General features: G+C 73.3%; 17 protein-coding genes and 1 other RNA gene. 8 read left to right on the forward strand and 10 right to left on the reverse strand.

What is annotated here, in order from left to right; all coding sequences use genetic code 11:
* The first annotated feature begins 7 nt into the window (after positions 1–7).
* The 4 genes from OG488_RS10945 (at position 8) to OG488_RS10960 (ending at position 4,535) form a co-directional block, all read left to right on the forward strand.
* Positions 8–1,957, forward strand: coding sequence for a carbamoyltransferase C-terminal domain-containing protein (locus tag OG488_RS10945; RefSeq protein ID WP_329228240.1), 1,950 nt, complete (start codon positions 8–10; stop codon positions 1,955–1,957).
* Between the two features lie 21 nt (positions 1,958–1,978).
* Entirely contained in the window at positions 1,979–3,475 is a 1,497-nt protein-coding gene (locus OG488_RS10950; protein WP_329228242.1) for a leucyl aminopeptidase family protein, read from the forward strand.
* Between the two features lie 27 nt (positions 3,476–3,502).
* Entirely contained in the window at positions 3,503–4,147 is a 645-nt protein-coding gene (locus tag OG488_RS10955; RefSeq protein WP_329228244.1) for an FMN-binding negative transcriptional regulator, read from the forward strand.
* Between the two features lie 82 nt (positions 4,148–4,229).
* Positions 4,230–4,535 carry an acyl carrier protein gene (locus tag OG488_RS10960; RefSeq protein WP_329228246.1) on the forward strand — a complete coding sequence of 102 codons (306 nt, stop codon included), beginning with the start codon at positions 4,230–4,232 and terminating at the stop codon, positions 4,533–4,535.
* Positions 4,536–4,861: 326 nt separating this feature from the next.
* Here OG488_RS10960 and OG488_RS10965 read toward each other — a convergent pair whose 3' ends face one another.
* The 4 genes from OG488_RS10965 to pdxR form a co-directional block, all read right to left on the reverse strand.
* Positions 4,862–6,160, reverse strand: a complete 1,299-nt coding sequence (locus OG488_RS10965) for an MFS transporter (protein WP_329228247.1) — start codon at positions 6,158–6,160, stop codon at positions 4,862–4,864.
* A 139-nt stretch (positions 6,161–6,299) separates the two neighbouring features.
* The gene (locus tag OG488_RS10970; protein WP_329228249.1) at positions 6,300–7,568 is read right to left on the reverse strand and encodes an ATP-grasp domain-containing protein; all 1,269 of its coding nucleotides are present in this window, start codon (positions 7,566–7,568) and stop codon (positions 6,300–6,302) included.
* An 88-nt stretch (positions 7,569–7,656) separates the two neighbouring features.
* Positions 7,657–8,739 carry a guanitoxin biosynthesis L-enduracididine beta-hydroxylase GntD gene (gene gntD, locus OG488_RS10975; RefSeq protein WP_329228251.1) on the reverse strand — a complete coding sequence of 361 codons (1,083 nt, stop codon included), beginning with the start codon at positions 8,737–8,739 and terminating at the stop codon, positions 7,657–7,659.
* 287 nt (positions 8,740–9,026) lie between these two features.
* Positions 9,027–10,478, reverse strand: a complete 1,452-nt coding sequence (pdxR, locus tag OG488_RS10980; RefSeq protein ID WP_329228253.1) for a MocR-like pyridoxine biosynthesis transcription factor PdxR — start codon at positions 10,476–10,478, stop codon at positions 9,027–9,029.
* A 124-nt stretch (positions 10,479–10,602) separates the two neighbouring features.
* Here pdxR and OG488_RS10985 point away from each other — a divergent pair, with 124 nt between their 5' ends.
* Both OG488_RS10985 and OG488_RS10990 read left to right on the forward strand, forming a co-directional pair.
* Entirely contained in the window at positions 10,603–11,775 is a 1,173-nt protein-coding gene (locus OG488_RS10985) for a hypothetical protein (RefSeq protein ID WP_329228254.1), read from the forward strand.
* Positions 11,772–12,659: an MBL fold metallo-hydrolase gene (locus tag OG488_RS10990; RefSeq protein WP_329228257.1), complete on the forward strand. Its 888-nt coding sequence runs from the start codon at positions 11,772–11,774 to the stop codon at positions 12,657–12,659. Before OG488_RS10985 ends, OG488_RS10990 begins: the two co-directional genes overlap by 4 nt.
* Positions 12,660–12,673: 14 nt before the next feature.
* Here OG488_RS10990 and rnpB read toward each other — a convergent pair.
* Together rnpB and OG488_RS11000 are read right to left on the reverse strand one after the other, a co-directional pair.
* Positions 12,674–13,073, reverse strand: an RNA gene (gene rnpB / locus OG488_RS10995) — RNase P RNA component class A.
* A gap of 73 nt (positions 13,074–13,146) precedes the next feature.
* The gene (locus OG488_RS11000; RefSeq protein ID WP_329228258.1) at positions 13,147–13,668 is read right to left on the reverse strand and encodes a TetR/AcrR family transcriptional regulator; all 522 of its coding nucleotides are present in this window, start codon (positions 13,666–13,668) and stop codon (positions 13,147–13,149) included.
* Positions 13,669–13,923: 255 nt separating this feature from the next.
* On the opposite strand from OG488_RS11000, the gene yaaA reads away from it, so the two are divergent.
* The gene (yaaA, locus tag OG488_RS11005) at positions 13,924–14,724 is read left to right on the forward strand and encodes a peroxide stress protein YaaA (protein WP_329228260.1); all 801 of its coding nucleotides are present in this window, start codon (positions 13,924–13,926) and stop codon (positions 14,722–14,724) included.
* A gap of 90 nt (positions 14,725–14,814) precedes the next feature.
* Complete coding sequence (eda, locus tag OG488_RS11010; protein ID WP_329228261.1) at positions 14,815–15,462, forward strand: bifunctional 4-hydroxy-2-oxoglutarate aldolase/2-dehydro-3-deoxy-phosphogluconate aldolase; 648 nt, start codon at positions 14,815–14,817, stop codon at positions 15,460–15,462.
* A 55-nt stretch (positions 15,463–15,517) separates the two neighbouring features.
* Here the strand turns inward: eda and OG488_RS11015 are convergent, their stop codons facing one another.
* The 4 genes from OG488_RS11015 to OG488_RS11030 are packed head-to-tail and all read right to left on the reverse strand — an operon-like array spanning position 15,518 to position 19,150.
* Positions 15,518–16,303 (reverse strand): sulfite exporter TauE/SafE family protein, encoded by a 786-nt coding sequence (locus tag OG488_RS11015; protein ID WP_329228263.1) that lies wholly within the window; start codon positions 16,301–16,303, stop codon positions 15,518–15,520.
* Between the two features lie 5 nt (positions 16,304–16,308).
* On the reverse strand, positions 16,309–17,574 hold the full coding sequence (locus OG488_RS11020) for a bifunctional RNase H/acid phosphatase (RefSeq protein WP_329228265.1): 1,266 nt from the start codon (positions 17,572–17,574) through the stop codon (positions 16,309–16,311).
* Positions 17,574–18,317 carry a zinc ribbon domain-containing protein gene (locus OG488_RS11025; protein WP_329238569.1) on the reverse strand — a complete coding sequence of 248 codons (744 nt, stop codon included), beginning with the start codon at positions 18,315–18,317 and terminating at the stop codon, positions 17,574–17,576. The genes OG488_RS11020 and OG488_RS11025 overlap by 1 nt, the downstream gene beginning before the upstream one ends.
* Complete coding sequence (locus OG488_RS11030; RefSeq protein WP_329228266.1) at positions 18,314–19,150, reverse strand: Nif3-like dinuclear metal center hexameric protein; 837 nt, start codon at positions 19,148–19,150, stop codon at positions 18,314–18,316. The genes OG488_RS11025 and OG488_RS11030 overlap by 4 nt, the downstream gene beginning before the upstream one ends.
* Between the last annotated feature and the right edge of the window lie 11 nt (positions 19,151–19,161).

Here is a 19,161-nt window from a genome sequence, read left to right on the forward strand (position 1 = left end):
AGATTCGATGATCGTCCTAGGTCTTCACTTCGGCCATGACGCGGCCGTCTCCGTCCTCCGTGACGGGGCCGTCGTCTCCTACGTGCTGCGTGAGCGGCACACGCGGGTCAAGCACGCCGCCACCCTCGACGTGGCCACCGTGCGCCGTGCGCTCGCCGACGCCGGGGTCCGGGCCGAGGACCTGGACGCGGTCGCGGTCTGCTCCACCCAGGGGGTGGAGCTGATCGTCGACGACCCGGCGGCGCTGTCCGTCACCTACGAGCCGGGCGACACGTTCGGACGGCCCTGCACGCTGCTGGAGGAGGAGCCCGGGGCGGCGGAACGGCGGGGCGGGGGGACCCTGCTCGACTTCCTCTACGACCCCGACATGTCGGCGACGTGGCTGGGCCGCTCCTACGCGCGCCTGTACCCCGAGCACGCCGTCCAGGAGCGGGCGGACGTGCCGGTCACGCCCTGGGTCGACGACTACGTCACCGTGCCGGAGTGGGCGGGCACCCGTGGTCTCACGGAACTCGCGGCCACGCCCGTGGCGCCCGAGGAACGCCATCGGTACGGCTTCCACCTGCCGGTGCGGGTGTCCCTCGACGGGGTCACGGTCCCCGGGTACGCGGTGCACCACCACCTCGCCCACGCGGGAAGCGTGTACTACGCCTCCGGCTTCCGGGAGGCCGCGGTGTTCACCCACGACGGCTACGCCGAGGGCGAGAGCTACCACAGCGGCATGTTCTACCTGGGCCGGGAGCAGGCGCTGTACCCGCTCGCCCCGCACCACCTGGGCCTGGGCGGCCTGTACGACAGGGTCGGCGCGGCGCTGGGGCTGGGGCTGGTGGGACCGGCCGGGAAGCTGATGGGCCTGGCCGCGTACGGCCGCCCCCGCTTCTACTCGTCCCGCTTCCTGGGCAACCACGCCGACCTGCGGGAGCGGTTCCCGATGGACGTCACGACCGCCTGGCTGCGGCACTGCCGCCGGGAGGCCGAGCGCATGGGGTACGACCTCGCCCCGTACGGCGACGCGGAGCAGGCCACCGCCCCGGTGAACGCCGACATCGCGGCGAGCACCCAGAAGCTCTTCGAGGAGGTGCGGATGGAGGCGGTGCGCACGCTGCACGCCTCGCTGGGCGCGGCCGGGCTGACGGTGCCCGCCCTCTGCATGTCCGGCGGCACGGCGCTCAACTGCCCCTCGAACAGCCAGATCGCGAAGGACGGACCGTTCCCGCGCGTCTTCGTCGAGCCGGCCTGTGACGACGGCGGCATCGCGATCGGCGCGGCGCTCGCCGTCTACCACTCGATCCTCGATCACCCGGTCCCCGACGCGGACGACGAGGGCCGTTTCCCCTCGCCGTACCTCGGCACGGCTCCCACGGCGGACGACGTCGCGGCGGCGGTCGCCGCGGCGGGCGACCGGATCACGGTCGAGACCCTCGGCACCGGTGACGCGCTGGCGGAGCGCGTGGCGGACGACCTCGTCGCCAACCGCGTGGTGGCCTGGTTCGAGGGCGGCAGCGAGGCCGGCCCGCGGGCGCTCGGCCACCGCTCGATCCTGGCCGACCCCCGGGACGCGGAGAACTGGCCGCGGGTGAACCGCGTCAAGAACCGTGAGGGCTGGCGCCCGTTCGCCCCCGCCGTGCTCGCCGAGCACGCGGCGGACTGGTTCGGGGACGTACCGCTGCCCTCGCCGTACATGCTGTTCAACGCGACGGTGCGGCAGACGGGGATACCCGCCGTGACCCATGTGGACGGCACCGCGCGGATCCAGACCGTGGACGCCTCGGCCGGCGGCTACCACGCCGCGATCTCGGCCTTCCACCGCCGGACGGGCGTGCCCGTGGTGATGAACACCTCCCTCAACGGCCCCGGGGAGCCGATCGTCGAGCGGCCCGAGGAGGCGTTGGACCTCTTCCTGAAGACCGAGCTCGACGTGCTGTACCTGGCCGGTCTGCGCATCACCCGTGCCTGAACGCCGTCTCCGGGAGGAACGATGAAACTCACGATCTCCGATACCGCCCCGGCCGGATGGGCCGGCGAGGTGCTCGCCCTCGGCGTGTACGACGAGGGCGGGGCGCCCTCGGCCCAGCCGTGGCTGAACGGTGTCGACGCCGCGCTCGGCGGCGCCGTCGCCCGTCTGCTCGCGTACGACTCCTTCGGCGCGTCCCGCGACGAGCTGGTCACGGGGCCCGGTGTGCCGGGCCGGTGCGAGCGGCTGGTGCTGGTCGGTCTCGGCCGCCCCGGCGAGGTGACGCCGCACACCGCACGGCGGGCGGGCGCAGCCCTGGCCCGGACCCTGACCACGGGCCCCAACCGGCGCGTGGCCGTGGCGCTCCCGTCCTGGCACGCGGGAGGGGAGGAGATCGTCGAGCACCTCGTGGAGGGCCTGAGCCTGGCCGTCCACTGCGGCCGGTGGAACGTGCTGACCGACCGGTTCCGCGCGGACTACGGCTCCGACCTGCCGAGGGAGCCCGAGAGCGTCGAACTGCTCGGCTGCACGGCACCGGAGCGGATCCTGCGCCGCGCGGGGGTGTTCACGGACGCCGTCGTCCTGGCCCGGGAGCTGGTGGCCGCGCCGGCCAACCTGATCACCCCGGACCGGCTCGCCCGCGAGGCGGCGGCGCTCGCCGCCGCCGACAGCCGCTTCGACCTCGAGGTGTGGGACGAGGACCGGTGCGCCGAGCAGGGGCTGACCGGTTTCGCCGCCGCGGCGGCGGGCGGCGCGGACCCGGCGCGTCTCATCCGGCTCAGCTACCGGCCCGCCGACCCGGCCGGTCCGCCCGTCGCCCTGATCGGCCTGGCCCTCACCCATGACGACCGGGGCGTGCTCCGGTCCGGCGGTGCGGTCCAGGGGGCGAAGAAGTACATGGCAGGGGCGGGCGCGGTGCTCGGCGCGGCGGCGGCGCTGTCCGCCCTCGGCGGCCGGACGGAGGTCCATCTGCTGGTCCCGGCGGTCGCGAAGGCCGCGGGGCCGGGCGCGCTCCGGGTGGGAGACCTGGTGACGACGGCCTCCGGCGCCACGGTCGAGGTCAACCACGAGGACGCGCACGGCCGTCTCCTGCTGGCGGACTCCCTGCACCTGGCGGCACGGCTGGGGGCGGCCCGTACGGTCAGCGTCTCCGCGCTCGGCCTGCCCGTCGCGGCGGCGCTCGGCCCGAAGGCGGCCGGCCTGTGGAGCACGGACGAAGCGCTCGCGGCGGACCTCGTCTCGGCCGGCCGCGACGCGGGCGAACTGCTCTGGCGGCTCCCGCTCGTCGACGAGTACGACGACGAACTGTGGGCGCCCTTCGCCAACCTGCGGGCCGCCGGACCGGAGAGCGGCGACGCCGCCACGGCCGCCGCCTTCCTGCGCCGGTTCGCCCCGGCGGCCGGCTGGGCCCATCTGGAGATCACGGAACCGGCGTGGTCCCCCAGGATCGACGGCTACTACAACGCGGGTGCCACCGGGTACGGCGCCGGCACCCTGGCCCGCTGGCTCTGCCCCCGCTGAGCCGGTCCCATCGTCCGAGGATCACTCATGTACGCACCTCCGCTGTACCGCTCCGAGGAACTCGCCCAGCAGCACGCGCTGATCGAGGCCCACTCCTTCGGCATGCTCACCGCGACGGTGGACGGCCGGCCGCACGGCACCCACATCCCCTTCGTGCTCGACAAGGGCCCCGGGCACGGCCCCCACGGCCGGCTCCGTGCCCACCTGGCCAAGGCCAACCCGGTGGTGCCGGTCCTCACGGAGGGCGCCGAGGTGATGGCCGCCTTCCTGGGCCCGCACGCGTACATCTGCCCGGACGACTACGCGACCGAGACGCACTTCCCCACGTGGAACTACGCGGCGGTGCACGTCTACGGACGGCCTCGCCTCATGGACGCGGAGGAGGAGCTGCGGCAGCTCGACGACCTGATCGCGGCGGAGGAGGCCCGTCGGCTGCCCAAGGAGCCCTGGACGCTGGACCGGGTGCCGCGGGAACTGGTCGAGGAGTTCCGCACGAGGATCGTCGCCTTCGAACTGCCCATCGACCGGATCGACGGCATCTTCAAGTTCGGCCAGAACAAGAAGGAGGAGGACGTCGCCGCGCAGATCGCGTCCTTCCGCAGCCGCCCGTCCGACTCCTCGGCACGCGTCGCGGACCAGTTGCACGCCCACAACGCCGAACGGCTCGGGTGAGCCGGCGCACCGGCACGACCCGGGCGGCACCGCCCTCCCTCACACGGGACAGGACGACAGACGTGACGAGAAAGGCTCTTCGATGACCGCACAGCCCCTGACCCCGCTCTCCGCCGGAGCGCCTCACGAGGAGGTCCGCGAACGGATCTCGGCCGTGTGGCGCGATCTCTTCGCGGAGCCCGGCCTGCGGATCGGCGAGGAGGACAACTTCTTCGCCCTCGGCGCCTCGTCGCTCCTGGCCATGCGGATGGTCACGACCCTCTCGGAGGAGCTGGGCGTTCCCCTCTCGGTGCTCGCGGTGGTCGAGAACCCCACGCTCGGCGGTCTGACCCGCCATGTGCGGGAGCTCGCCGCGGACGGTCACGCCCGTGAGGTCGGCGAACTCTGACAGGTCCGCCCCGCACCGACGGCCCGCATAGGTATGCGGGCCGTCGGAACGATCAACTCAGCCCCAGATCAGGTCACCCAGGACGACGGGCCCACCGGGCCACCCGTCCGCTGGCGAAACCCCCACGCCAGCGTCACACCTCGTACACAAATCCATCCGAGAAGTACCCATTTGATGAATTCCCCCACTTCTTGGTCGGCACATACGCCCGGCGTCCGCACGCCGAAGCGGAGTGACGGAGCGTAGCCACCTCGCCACGCTGACCGTCACGCCGGATTCATATTCAGCGATCCGTACACAATTCCGCAACAAAAAACTTCGCCAACTCACATGCTGGACGGCACGGCCGGAGCAGGCCTGTCCGCCTCGACGGCGGGCTGCTCCGTCGCGAACAGGGCCGGCTCGGCGGCCATGTACCGCTTGAGCCGCGTCATCAGCACCGTGAGGCCGGCCAGCGCCGCAGCTCCCGCCACCGGGATGAGCACCACGAGCGGCACGGTGTGGCCCGCCACGGCCAGCAGCCCGCCGGCCAGGGGCAGCGACAGGAAGTTCAGCAGGGAGACGGCCGCGACCGTACGCCCGAACTCCTCGCTGGCCACGACCCGCAGCCGCAGCGTGCGGATGACGACGCTGAACACGCTGTCGCCCGCCATGAACACCGCGACCAGCGCGGCGAAGAAGAAGAACCCGGTGGTGGGACCCAGTGCGATGAAGACGACTCCCTGGACCACCGCGCTCGTGGCGGCCACCCCCAGGAAGCCGAAGCGGCGGATCAGCCGGGGCGCCGCGGTCAGCGTCACCATCGCCACCAGGCCCGCGACGGAGTACACGAGGCCCAGAGCGCCCTCGCTGCGGCCGTAGCGGTCGGCGAGGGCGGGAGCCGCACCCTGGATCAGGCCCAGCATGATGTTGATGCACATGGTGGCCAGGACGATGGTCCGGAGCACCGGGATCCGCACCACGTTGCGCACCCCGGTCACCGAGTCCCGCAGCAGCCGGCGTCCCGCGGAGCCCTCGGACGGGACGGGCCGGGGCCCTCCGGTGTACGAGCCGCGCGGCAGGCTGAGACTGAGCAGCAGGCTCACGCCGAACAGGCCCGCGACCACCGCCACGATCGGCACCGGGCCGGTCAGCAGCAGGGCACCGCCGATGACGGGAGCGAGCAGCAGCGTCCCCTGCTCGATGCCGCTCAGCACGCTCTGCGCACGGTGCATGTCCTTGGGTGCCACGAGGGTGCCCGCCAGCTTCTCGCCCGCCACGAGGACCTGCTCGCAGCAGATCCCGGCCAGCAGGGCGAAGACGATGACGACGGCGAAGGCCTGGCTCTCCAGGACCACGGCGAACACCGTCGCGACGGCGCCGAGCACCACTCTGACCAGGTCGTTGACCCAGTAGATGCGCTGCTCGGGGAAGCGGTCGGCGAGCAGCCCCGCGGCCGGCAGCGACAGCAGCCTGGGCACCCACTGGGCGGCCAGGACGATCCCGGACCAGGACAGTTCACCGGTGGCCTGGTAGGCGAGGACCGGGAGCAGGAACTGGATGAGCTGGTCGGTCGTCCAGCCGACCGCGCGCAGGGCGTAGTAGCGGTGCACGGGGGTGACGAGGCGTGAGGGGAGTGTGGTCATGAGGGCTCCGTGAGGATGTGGGTCTCGGAGGGGGAGGGACGTGTGTCCCTGCGGACGGGCACGACGCCCGCACCGGTCCGGTGCGGGCGTCGTGAGGGGGCGGGCCGCGGGCCGGGGTGTCCGCCCGGCGGTCGCCTGCCTAGGGGACGGGGACCACCGTCTCCCCGAGGCTCTGCCAGATCTCCCGCGCCTGCTCGGGCGAGTCGGCCGAGAACAGCGCGTACCCGATGCGGCCGCGGAAGTCGTGCAGGGGCGGGATCTCCTCCCCCGCGGCGATCACCAGCCCGGTCTCCGTCACCTCGGGCCGGGCGGCGACCTCGTCCCAGCCCTTCAGCTCGGAGTAGCTCGTCAGCCCCTCGGCCGTGAAGTAGCGGATCCCCGCGCACTTCGTCTGCCGCTCGCCCTCCGCCCGGAGCTCCTGCGGCGTCCTGCCCAGGTAGGCGGCGAGCATCACCCGGGACATCGAGGTCCCGGTGGCGAGCTGGACCAGCTCGGTGATCCGGTCACCGGGCAGCCGGGCCGCGATCTCGATCAGTACCGGCTCGTCCTCGGGCAGCCGCAGCTCGCAGTGGAACGGGCCGGAGGTGATGCAGACGGCCTCGGTGACGCCGCGCACGTACGCCGTCACGCGCTCCAGGACGTCCGCCGGGACGCCGGACGGGACGATGTGCCCCAGCTCCACGAAGTACGGCTCGGGGCCGAGGAGTTTGCGGGTCAGCGAGAGCACCACGACCTCGCCCTCGTGGACGTAGCCGTCGGCGCTGAACTCGGGCCCGGTCACGTACTCCTCGACGACCACCCGGGGGTCCATGGCGAAGCCCAGGTCCAGCCGGCGGTCCGCGGCCAGTTCCTCGAAGGCGGCGCGCAGTTCGCCGGCCGTGTCGGTCCTGCGGACGTGGATGCTGCCCGAGGACTCGACCGGCTTGATCACGCACGGGAAGCCGATGGTCTCGGCGGCGCGCTCGATCTCCTCGGGCGTGCCCGCCCGGACGTGCCTCGGCACCCGCAGTCCTGCCGCGGCGGTCCGCTCCCGCATCAGCGCCTTGTTGCGGACCGGGTCGATGGCTTCGAGCGGCAGACCGGGCAGCCCGAGGCGGTGCACCAGACGGGTCACCGCCGGTATGTAGAACTCCTGGCCCGGCACGACCGCGTCCACCGGGTGCTCCGCGTGGAACGCCACCACCGCGTCCGCCAGCGCCTGCTCGTCGTTGGTGTCGACCGTGAGCAGGGTGCCCACGAACCCGGCGACGCCGGACGGCAGGCTGCGGTCGTCCACCCCCGCGCTGGCCACCACCACTTCGAAACCGAGCAGGTACGCGTCCTCGACCATTCTGGTGCCCGAGGAGACCGGCTCGACGATGAGGACCCTGGTGCGCCGTTCAGCGGTGCTGCGGAGGGAGTCTGGCATGTGACGTTCCTTCTCGTGTGGAGCCGTGGTCGGGTGACGGCGGAGCGGGTGGCCGGCCGGAGGGCTTCCGGCCGGCCGGGGAGCACGGTCAGACCAGGGCCCGGCCGTGGTCCGAGTAGCGACGCCCCTCCGCCTTGCGCAGGTCCGCCATCACGTTGATGCGGCGCAGCCAGCGGTCCGTCCCGTCGTAGCGGGCGGCGAACGGGCGGCGGCCGTGCACGGCCCGCTTGTTGTCGACGATCAGCATCTCGCCCGGGGAGAGCGCCACGTCGCGCAGCTTCGCGTCGATGCCCTTGATGACCGCCTCCAGGGCGGCGGCCGCCTCCGGGTCGAGGTCACGCGGCATGAACGCGGGGTCGATGCAGATGAAGGGCGAGTCCGGGTTGCCGGAGAGCACCGAGGTGCGGCGGGGCTCCTCGTTCATCTCGGCGATCTTGCGGAACGCCTCCGCGACCCAGTCGCCCTCCTCGACGCCGGTGGTGCCGGCGTTGAAGCCGGCGGTGTGCGACTCGTCCGGCAGGATCACGAACCGCTCCTGGAAGAGCACCTCGCGGGACGCGTCGTCCAGTTCGACGTCCTGGACCGGCGCGAAGGTCGTCGGGACCTTGTCGTGGTTCCGCAGCCCGATCAGCATGATCCAGTCCGCGCGCAGCGGGTGGAACGCGTCCTCGTTGTGCCACTCCAGGTTGACCGTGGAGCTGGAGCCCAGCTGCTCGTTCTCGTGCCCGGCGATCGGGAAGAGGTCGAGGACCATGCGGCCGCGCTGCTGGGTGAGGTAGGAGACCGGGTCCCCCAGGAGCGAGCCGAGGAGCAGCAGCGCCGCGGCGGCCCGCTTGGCCTCCCGGCTGTCCGGCTCGTCCGTGTAGCTCAGCGGGGTGGGGCCGGCCTCGGCCTCGTCGATCGGCAGGTTCGAGATCACGAAACCGCCGAACGGGCGGCCGGTGAGGCGGAACTGGCTGACGGTGGCCCGCAGCCGCGCCGGAAGCTCGTGCGCGAGGAGGGAGAGCTGACCGAGCCGCTGCTCCAGCGGCAGGTCGGTCTCGGTGTCCAGCACGTGGTCCGCGATGTCCTGCACGTGCGTCCGCTCGGCGTCCGTGAGCTCCAGGCACGGCACGTTGTCGGCGGCGCGCGGAGTCAGCTCGGGAGCCGTGGGCACGGTCAATTTCGGCACGGTGACGATCCTTGTCGTGAAGAGGTCTGAAGCGCTGGCGCGGAAGACTCCGTACGGCCCTTGAGGGCCCGACGACATGGGCGACGAGCAACGGCGGAACGCCCCGGTCGGTCAGCGATGAGCAGGGGCGCCTCCCGCCACGTCCCCGTGCGGGCGGTGCCCGGCACGGGACCCCGCCTCGTATACGAGAGGGACTCCCCGTCCGGAAGTCTGGAGGACCCCGATCGGTCCAGTCCAACACTCTCCGTGTCCGTGTGAGGACAAGTCCGCACACGGACACCAGCCGGCTACGCGCGGTGTTCGGCGATCGCCCGCGTCAGGCGCGAGGCCGCTTCGGCGAGGCCCGCCGGGGAGAGGCCGGCGTACCCGACCACCAGCCCCTCGGTGAGGCACGGGCCCTGCTGGAACGCGGACAAGGGGGACACCTCCACCCCGAGTTCGGCGGCCCGGCGCGCCACGTGCACGCCGCTGACGCCGCCCTCCAGCAGCAGCACGGCGTGCAGTCCGGCCTCCAGGCCGGTCAGCGTCACCACGTCGGAGACGGGCTCCAGCGCCTCCCGCAGCACGCTCCGGGCCCGTGCGTAGTGCAGCCGGGTCCGGCGGATGCGCCGCTCCAGCGCGCCGGAGGAGAGCAGTCGCAGCACGGTGTGCTGCACCGGCCAGCTGACCGGGCCGTCCACGATGTCCTTCAACTCCGCTATCCGGCCGGGAAGTCCACCCGGTGCCACCAGGTATCCGCAGCGCAGCGCCGGGGTGAGGACCTTCGACAGGGTGCCGAGGTAGATGACCCGGTCCCGGTCCAGGCCGGCCAGCGCCGGCAGCGGCGGGCCGTTGAAGCGGTACTCGCTGTCGTAGTCGTCCTCCAGGATCCAGGAACCGTGCTCCCGTGCCCACATGACGAGGTCGAGGCGCCTGCCGACGCTCATCCGCACGCCGAGCGGGAACTGGTGCGAGGGCGTCACGTGCATCAGCCGGGGCGCCGGGTCGACGCCCGCCAGCACGTCGACCCGGGCACCGTCGTCGTCGACCGGCACCGGCACCGCGTCGAGACCGTGGGCCCGGATCAGGGAACGGACCACCGGGTGGCCCGGGTTCTCGCAGGCGACGGTGTCGCCCGCGCGCAGAAGGGTGCGGAGCACCAGGTCCATGGACTGGGTCGTGCCGCTGGTCACCACGATGTCGTCCGGGGCGCAGACCAGGCCGCGGGCCCGGGCCAGGTAGGCCGCGATCTCGGCGCGCAGTGCGGGCAGCCCCGCCGATTCCTGGTAGCGGGTCGGGGCCACCGTGCGGGCCGTGGCCCGCCAGGCCTGGGCCCATCCGTCGGTGCCCTCCTGCACCGGTCCGGTCCCGCCGGTGCGCAGACTGAGCGCGGGGCGCGCCGCCGACGCCGTCCGGTCGGACACGGCCGGGACGGCGGGGGCCGCGACCATCTGCCTGGCCGCCTCGTTGAGCCGCGCGACGTAGGTGCCGGAGCCGGAGCGGCTCTCCAGGAAGCCCTCGGCCTCCAGACGGACGTACGCCTCGGCAGTCACCGTGCGGGAGACGGCGAGGTCCTGGGCGAGCGTACGGGTCGAGGGGAGCCGTTCACCGGGGGGCAACAGCCCCGAAAGCACCGCTTCACGCAGTGTCTCGACGAGCTGCGCCACCAGCGGCCGGCCGCCCTCACGGTCGAGGGTCACCGGCAGGGCCAGATGGGGTTTGGCCCTGGGCCTGTGCGCCGGTCCTTCCACAGGTGGCATCTTCGGTTCTCCTCCTATTGGCCATTGGACGAGGTCCGCGCCGAGAGTAGCTTCAACGATCGGCGCTTCAAGCGACGGCGAACCGAGCCGTGGAGGCGCCGGTCCTGGAAGGTGGGGTCACGGGATGACCAGCAGTGTGTCGCCGGCGGAGTACGGGGTCAGCGAGAGCAACGGCTTTCTGCCCGACGTCGCCCCGTTGACACACCTGCCCGGCCCCTTCGCCGAATGGGACGAGATCGGCGCGGTGCTGCCCAAGCACCTCGCCGCGGGACGTGCCCGGGAACTGCTGAGCAGCGTCGCTCCGCTCGATCCCGGTGTGCTGACCGCACAGGCGGAACGCGAACGGGCGATGCTCCTGCTGTCCTGTTTCGGACACGCATACATCTTCGGCGGCGATGTACCGGCCAATGTCTGTCCGGCGAACATCGCGGTGCCCTGGCACAAGGCGGCCGGTCTGCTGGGCCGGCCGCCGGTTCTGTCCTACGCCACCCAGCAGTTGCACAACTGGGGCCGTCTCACCGACGACCCCAGGATCGAACTCGGCAACATCCACCGGCTCCAGGGTTTCCTCGGGGGGATGGACGACGACTGGTTCGTCCTCGTCCATGTGGCGATCGAGGCGGCCGCGGCACCCGTGCTGCGCGCCTCGGTCGCCGCCCAGGACGCCGTTCTCGACGGCGACTCCGACGCACTCGTCCACGCGCTGGGCGAGATGGCCGCGGGGCTCTCCGTGATGATCAGCACGCTCGCGCGGATGCCGGAGCGCTGCGACCCGCACATCTACTACCACCGCGTACGGAGTTATCTCTTCGGCTGGAAGAACAACCCGGCACTGCCGGAGGGAGTCGTCTACGAAGGGGTGACCGCCTACGGCGGCAGACCGCAGCAGTTCGGCGGTGAGACCGGCGCGCAGAGCGCCATCATCCCCTTCCTGGACGAGGTCCTCGGCCTCTCCGGCGAGGACGACCCGCTCGCCGCGTACATGCAGGCGCTGCGCGCGTACATCCCGCCGGGGCACCGGGCGTTCATCGAGAAGGTGGGGCCCCGGGTCGACCTGCGGGGCTTCCTGCTGCACCACCGCCCGTCCGCGGCGGTCGAGGCCTACGACGCGTGCGTCACGGCCATGGCGGACTTCCGCGAGCTGCACCTGAGGTACGCGGCGACGTACGTACAGCGGCAGGCGCAGCGGTCCGCGGCCAACTCCAACGAGGTCGGCACCGGCGGCACGCCCTTCATGCGCTACCTCAAGGGCCATCTGGACACGGTGCGTGCCCACCGCATCGGGGCCCCGGGATGACGGCACCGGCCGGCCCCCGGGTCCACAAGCACCTGCTGCCCGGCATCGATCCCCGGATCCTCGCGCTGCGCGTACGGGACGAGGTCGACGGTTTCGTCGTACGCACGGAACGGTTCGTCGCGCTGGTCGACACGCTCGGCACACCCGAACTGTGCGAGCAGGCGCTGGAGCTGATCGCGGACGAGACCGCCGGACGCCCGCTTCTCGTCATCAACACGCACGCCGACTGGGACCACGTGTGGGGCAACGCCGCCGTCGAGGGGCGGGCTCCGGTCATCGGCCACCGCTCGGCCACGGCCCGCGTCCGTTCGGCCGGGGCACAGGACACCTTGCGCACCAAGCGGGCGGCGGACGACCGGTTCGCGGGGGTGCGCCTCATCGCCCCGACGGTCACCTTCGACACCTCGCTGCCCCTGGACGGCGGGGACCTGACGCTGGAGCTGCTGCACACGCCCGGCCACACCCCGGACCACGTCGCCGTCTGGATCCCGGAGCTGCGGGTGTGCCTGGCGGGGGACGCCGCGGAGGATCCGCTTCCCGAGCTCTGGGAGGCGGACGCCGCCTCGCTGAAGCAGCTCACCGCCTCGCTGGACCTCCTGCGCTCCCTCGCACCGGACCACGTGCTCCCCAGCCACGGCGGCACGACGGACCCGGCCCTGCTGGACCGCAACCTCAGCTACTTCGCGAGCCTCCTCACCGGCCGGCACGCGGACGCGGTGCGCGAGGGCAGCCTGTCGTTCGAGGCGGTCTTCCCCGACAGCACGGAACTGTCGGCCGGAGCACGGGCGTTCTACGAGACGTGCCACGACAAGGCGGTCCGGGCGGCCGCGGCCACCCTCGGCGCCACGGCGGAGCAGCGGCAGGCCGCGGGCCTGCCGGGCTGAGCCGCCGGTGGCGGCAGACGAGTCGGGCTGTACGCCGGGTTCTGTCGCCCGGTCGCCTCGCGGCGGCCGGGGAGACGGCCATCCATCTAGGACCGGCATTGCTGCCGGTCTCGTGCGGTCTACCCGTGAACTCGGGCGGGCAGCCCTCGGACGTTCACGCAGGAGCACCGGGGTGCTCCCTCTTGACCTTGCTCCGGGTGGGGTTTACCTAGCCGCCTGAGTCGCCTCAGGCGCTGGTGGTCTCTTACACCACCGTTTCACCCTTACCGGGGACCGAGGTCCCCGGCGGTCTGTTTTCTGTGGCACTGTCCCGCGGGTCACCCCGGGTGGCCGTTAGCCATCACCCTGCCCTGTGGAGCCCGGACGTTCCTCGGGAGGATCCGGAGATCCTCACGCGGCCGTCCGCCCGGCTCGTCTGCCGTGGGGACCATGCTACCCGGCGGGGCGGGCGGCTCGGCGCGGCCGTCACGCCGGGCGCGTGGGGCCGTCAGGCCGTGAAGGCGGTGATGCCCGCCTCCCAGGCCGCCGAGAGGTCGGCGCCCGGGGGGAAGCGGCCGTTGAGTTCCAGGACCACCATGCCGTGGGCGAAGGCCCAGGCCGCCCTGGCCCGGTCCTCGTCGCCCCCCGCCGCGCGGAACAGCGGGGCCGCCGCGGCGTCCGCAGCCGCCCCGCCGGGCAGGGTGCGCCCCATGGTGAGCAGGTAGAGGTGCGGGTGGGCCAGGGCGTAGGTGCGGTACGCGGTGGCGAGCGCGGAGAAGGAGCCCGGGGCCGCCGCCTCGGCGGCCGCCAGGACCCCGGCGGTCTCCCGGAGCATCTCGGCCGCCAGGGCCGCGACCACGGACGACTTGTCCGGGAAGTGCTTGTAGAGGGACGGCGCCTTGACCCCCACCCGGTCGGCCAGCCGGCGCATGGTCAGCGCTTCGGGGCCCTCCGCCTCGAGGAGAGCGCGGGCGGCCGCGATGATCTGCCGGGGCCTGCCGGCCGTGGGGGCGATGGCGAGGTCACTCACGCATGAGACCTTCCCTGGGACGGAGTCGGTACGCAGCCCGTAACCGAGGACGTGATCGTACGAGAGGGGGACAAGCCGGTCGCCGGGGGCCTCGGCGACCGTGCGTACGCGCCCGTCCCTCCCTGTACGAACGCGTCCGCTCTCACCCCGTACGAACGCACCCGCCCCGGCGGGCCGGCGGCGGTCCGGCCCGTACCCTTGCCGGGGGGCTCCCACGCGCGCGGAGCCCTGTGCCGCGTGTGAAGGAGAAGCCCCGTGCTCGTGCTGTTGCCGCCCTCCGAAGGTAAGGCCGCCTCGGGGCGCGGGGCACCGCTGAAGCCGGAGTCGCTCTCCCTGCCCGGCCTCGCCGACGCGCGGGCCGCGATCCTCGACGAGCTGGTCGAGCTCTGCCTGGCCGACGAGGACAAGGCCCGCGACGTGCTGGGCCTGAGCGAGGGGCTGCGGGGCGAGATCGCGAAGAACGCGGAACTGCGCACGGCCGGGACCCGGCCCGCCGGGGAGATCTACACGGGGGTGCTGTACGACGCCCTCGGCCTGGCCACGCTCGACGCGGCGGCCAGGCGACGGGCCGGGAGGTCCCTGCTGGTCTTCTCCGGTCTGTGGGGCGCGGTACGGGTGGGCGACCGCATCCCCTCGTACCGCTGCTCGATGGGGGTGAAGCTGCCGGGCCTGGGCGCGCTGAACGCGTACTGGCGCGCCCCGATGGCGTCGGTGATGCCCGAGGCGGCCGGGGACGGGCTGGTCCTGGACCTGCGCTCGTCCGCGTACGCCGGGGCGTGGAAGCCCGCGGGCGAGGTCGCGGGGCGGACGGCGAGTGTGCGGGTGCTCCAGTCCCAGGTGGTGGACGGGGTGGAGAAGCGGTCGGTGGTCAGCCACTTCAACAAGGCGACGAAGGGCCGGATGGTCCGCGATCTGCTGCTGGCCGGGGCCCGTCCGAAGGACCCCGCGGCTCTGGTGGAGGTGCTACGCGACCTCGGTTACGTGGTGGAGGCGCAGGCTCCCGGGCGGGCGGGGCGGCCGTGGGCCCTCGACGTGGTGGTCACCGAGATCCACTGAGCCGGGCGGCGTGCGCTCGACCCACCCCAAACGTTGCAGCATACGCAACGCGCGTTGCGCAGTGTGCGGTTCTCGCGGCAGGATGAGCGCATGACCTCCTCCGCGCCCGCCGCCGTGTCCGCTTCCGTCCTGGACCTCGCCCCCGTCGTCCCCGTCGTCGTCCTGGAGGACGCGGCCGACGCGGTGCCGCTGGCCCGCGCCCTCGTCGCGGGCGGGCTGCCCGCGATCGAGGTCACGCTCCGGACGGCCGCCGCCCTCGACGCGATCCGGGCGATCGCCTCGGAGGTCCCCGGGGCCGTGGTCGGCGCGGGCACGGTGATCTCCCCGGCGCACGTGGAGGCGACCGTCGCCGCCGGAGCGCGCTTCCTGGTCAGCCCCGGCTGGACGGACGCCCTCCTGGACGCGATGAAGGCCTCGGGCGTGCCGTTCCTCCCGGGCGTCTCGACGACCTCCGAGGTGGTCGCGCTGCTGGAGCGCGGGGTCACGGAGATGAAGTTCTTCCCGGCCGAGGCCGCGGGCGGCACCGCCTATCTCAAGGCGCTCTCCTCGCCCCTCCCCCAGGCCCGTTTCTGCCCGACGGGCGGCATCTCGCTCGCCTCGGCGCCCTCCTACCTGGCCCTGCCCAACGTCGGCTGCGTGGGCGGCAGCTGGATGGTGCCCGGTGACGCGGTGGCGGCCAAGGACTGGGCGCGTGTGGAGCGACTGGCGGCCGAGGCGTCGGCACTGGGCCGCCGCTGAGCCCCGCCGCCCGCCGCCCGGCCCACGGCCGGCCCGGTGGCCCGAGCCGTCGCGCTCAGGCCACCGTCCTGACCGCGTACAGCAGGCCGATGCCCAGGGCGAGGGTGCCCAGCAGCAGGCGCAGTGCCGTCTCCGGGAGGCGCGGCTGGAGCCGTGCGCCGAGATAGCCGCCGCAGAGTCCGCCGAGGCCGCAGGCCAGGCCGAGCGCCCAGTCGGGAGCGATGTCGCCCGTGGTCGTCAGGGACAGCAGCGCGTAGGCGCCCGCCCCCACCAGGGACGTGACGAACGTGCAGGCGAGCGCGGCGGGAGCGACCTTGGCGACGGGGACCCCGCGGCCGACGAGGATCGGGCCGATCAGGGAGCCCCCGCCGATGCCGTAGACGCCTCCCGCGACGCCGACGGCCAGGGCGAGGGCCCGGGTGGCGCGGGGCGACGGCTGCGCCGCTTCGCCCGTACGCCGGGCGGGCCGCAGCGTACAGGCGCACAGCCACGCACCCAGCGGCAGCAGCAGGACGGCGACGAACGCCCGGAAGACCGTGGCACCGGGTACGGCGAAGACCCTGATCACCGCGCCGATCAGCACGCCCGGCACGGCGCCCGCCACGAGCAGCCGGGTCAGCGGCCCGCGGAGCCGGCCGCTGCTGCGGTAGCGCAGGAGGGCGCCGGGGCACGACACCACGTTGTAGAGCAGATTGGTGGGGGTCACCGCCGGGCTCGGCACACCGAGGACGCTGACCTGCACCGGCAGCAGGAAGACCGCTCCGGACACCCCCACGGGGGCGGTCGCCACCGAGATCAGCAGACCGGCGACGAAGCCCAGCAGGCCGGTGGACCACGTCACGCGCGCTACCGCAGGTGCGAGGTGTCGTTGAGGAGTCTCAGCGACGGGTTCCCGTCGGCGTAGTACGCCACCGTCGAGACGGAGGCGGGTGAGAGCTCCATGCGGAAGAGGGACTCCGGAGGGGCGCCCAGCGCGAGCCGGACCAGGGTCTTGATCGGCGTGACGTGGGTGACCAGGAGCGCGGTGCGGCCCGCGTAGCGGGCGACCAGCCGGTCACGGGCCGCCGAGACCCGCTCCGCCACCTCGGCGAAGCTCTCACCGCCGCCCGTGGGGGCCGCGTCCGGGGACGCCAGCCAGGTGGTCAGGTCGGCGCCGTACCGCTCGCTCACCTCGGCGAAGGTGAGGCCCTCCCAGACGCCGAAGTCCGTTTCGCGCAGGCCCTCCTCGATACGGACCTCCAGGCCGAGCCGGTCGGCGACGGCCTGCGCCGTCTCACGGCAGCGGCGCAGCGGGGAGCTCACGATGTCCTGGACCGTGCCGCGGGCGGCGAAGGCCTCCGCCGCGCAGGCGGCCTGGTGACGCCCGGTCTCCGACAGTTCGGGATCGCTTCCGCCGCTCCCCGAGAAACGCTTCTCGGGGGTGAGGGCCGTCTCCCCGTGCCGGAGCAGGACGAGCGTGGCGGGCGCGCCCAGGTCGGCCGCCCTCCCCCAGCCCACCTGCGGGGCGGCCGCAGGGTCCGTCCGCGGGGCGGCCGTCGCCGGGCGGGCGGCGGCCATCGCGGCGCGGACCTTCGCCGCGCCCGCCGCAGCGTCGCCGGGCGGGCCGGACGGGGGCTGCGGCTCCGGGAGGACCAGGGTGCGCGTCGTCTCCATGTCGGCCGTCGAGGCCGCCGGGTCCCACTGCTCGCCCCGCCTGCCCGCGTCCATCGCCTCGTTGGCGAGCCGGTCGGCGTGCTTGTTCTGCGCGCGCGGGATCCACTCGTACGTGACGGAGGAGGCGGGCAGGATGCCCGCGGCCTCCGCGGCGAGCGGCTTCATGTCGGGGTGCTTGATCTTCCAGCGGCCCGACATCTGCTCGACCACCAGCTTGGAGTCCATCCGGACACGCACCTCCACGGGCGTGTCCGGGAACAGCTCCTTCACCGCCTTGAGACCGGCGATCAGCCCCTTGTACTCGGCGACGTTGTTCGTCGCGACCCCGATGTACTCGGCGGCCTCGGCGAGCGTCCCGCCGTCGAGGGGGTCGATGACGCACGCGCCGTAGCCGGCGGGTCCCGGGTTGCCCCGGGAACCACCGTCGGCCTCGACGACCAGGCGGCGGGGAGCGGTCATTACAGGCCCGACTCCGACGTGCGGACCAGGATGCGGTGGCAGTTCTCGCAGCGCAGCACGGTGTCGGGGGACGCGGACTTCACGTCGTTGACCTCGGTGATGTTCAGCTCCAGGCGGCAGCCCTCGCAGCGGCGCTGGTAGAGCCGGGCCGCGCCGACGCCGCCCTGCTGGGCGCGCAGCTTGTCGTAGAGCTTGAGCAGGTCGGCGGGGACGGCCCCCGCGACGACCTCTCGGTCCTTGGCCACGGTGGCGGCCTCGGCCTCGAGCTCCTGGGTCGCGGCGTCACGACGGGCGGTGGCGTCGTCGACCTTGGCCTGCACGGCGGCGACCCGCTCGGTCAGCTCGGCGACGCGCTCCTGGGCGGACTCGCGGCGCTCCATGATCTCGAGGACGACGTCCTCCAGGTCCCCCTGGCGCTTGGCCAGCGAGGTGATCTCGCGCTGCAGGCTCTCCAGGTCCTTCGGCGAGGAGACCGCGCCGGAGTCGAGCCGCTGCTGGTCGCGGACGGCGCGCTGGCGCACCTGGTCGACGTCCTGCTCCGCCTTGGTCTGCTCGCGGGTGGTGTCGCTCTCCTCGGTCTGCGAGGCGACGAGCAGGTCGCGCAGCTGCGCGAGGTCGCTGCCCAGCGAGTCGAGCTCGGCGTGCTCGGGAAGCGAGGTGCTCCGGTGCGAGAGCTGCGACAGACGTACGTCGAGTGCCTGGACTTCGAGGAGTCGGATCTGGTCGGCGGGCGCGGCGTTCAGTTGGGGGCTCCAGAAGAGTGGTGGGTGGTCCAGGGGTCGGTGACCTGCTTCGAGACATGGACCCGCAGGTCCCATCCGTGGCGGTCGGACAGTGCGTCGAGCTGCGCGGCGGCCTGCTCGCACCAGGGCCATTCGGTGGCCCAGTGTGCGGCATCGACGAGGCCGAGCGGCGAGTGCTGGACGGCCTCGGAGGCCGGGTGGTGGCGCAGGTCGGCGGTGAGGAAGGCGTCCACACCGGCGGCGCGTACGGCGTCGAAGAGGCCGTCGCCGGAGCCGCCGCTCACCGCGACCCGGCGCACGACCGCGTCCGGGTCGCCGGCCAGCCGGATGCCCTGCGCGGTGGCGGGCAGCCGGGCGGCGGCGCGGGCGGCGAAGTCGCGGAGGGACTCGGGGTGGTCGAGCTCGCAGATCCGGCCGAGGCCGCGGCGGCCCTCGGTGTCGGTGGCGTCCGGCACCAGCGGGCCCGTGACCCGCAGGTCCAGGGCGCCGGCGAGGGCGTCGGAGACGCCGGGGTCGGCGGTGTCGGCGTTGGTGTGCGCGACGTGCAGGGCGATGTCGTGCTTGATGAGCCCGTGCACGACCCGGCCCTTGAAGGTGGAGGCGGCGACCGTCGTCGTACCCCGCAGATAGAGCGGGTGGTGGGTGACGATCAGCTGGGCACCGAGGGCGCGGGCCTCGTCCGCGATCTGCTGGACGGGGTCGACGGCGAAGAGGACCCGGTCGATCTCCGCCGAGGGATCGCCGCAGACCGTGCCGACGGCGTCCCATCCTTCGGCCCGCTCGGGAGGCCAGAGGGCGTCGAGCTCGGCGATGACTTCAGACAGACGGGGCACGGGGGAAAGGC

It is taken from the genome of Streptomyces sp. NBC_01460, from assembly GCF_036227405.1.
Lineage (GTDB): Bacteria > Actinomycetota > Actinomycetes > Streptomycetales > Streptomycetaceae > Streptomyces.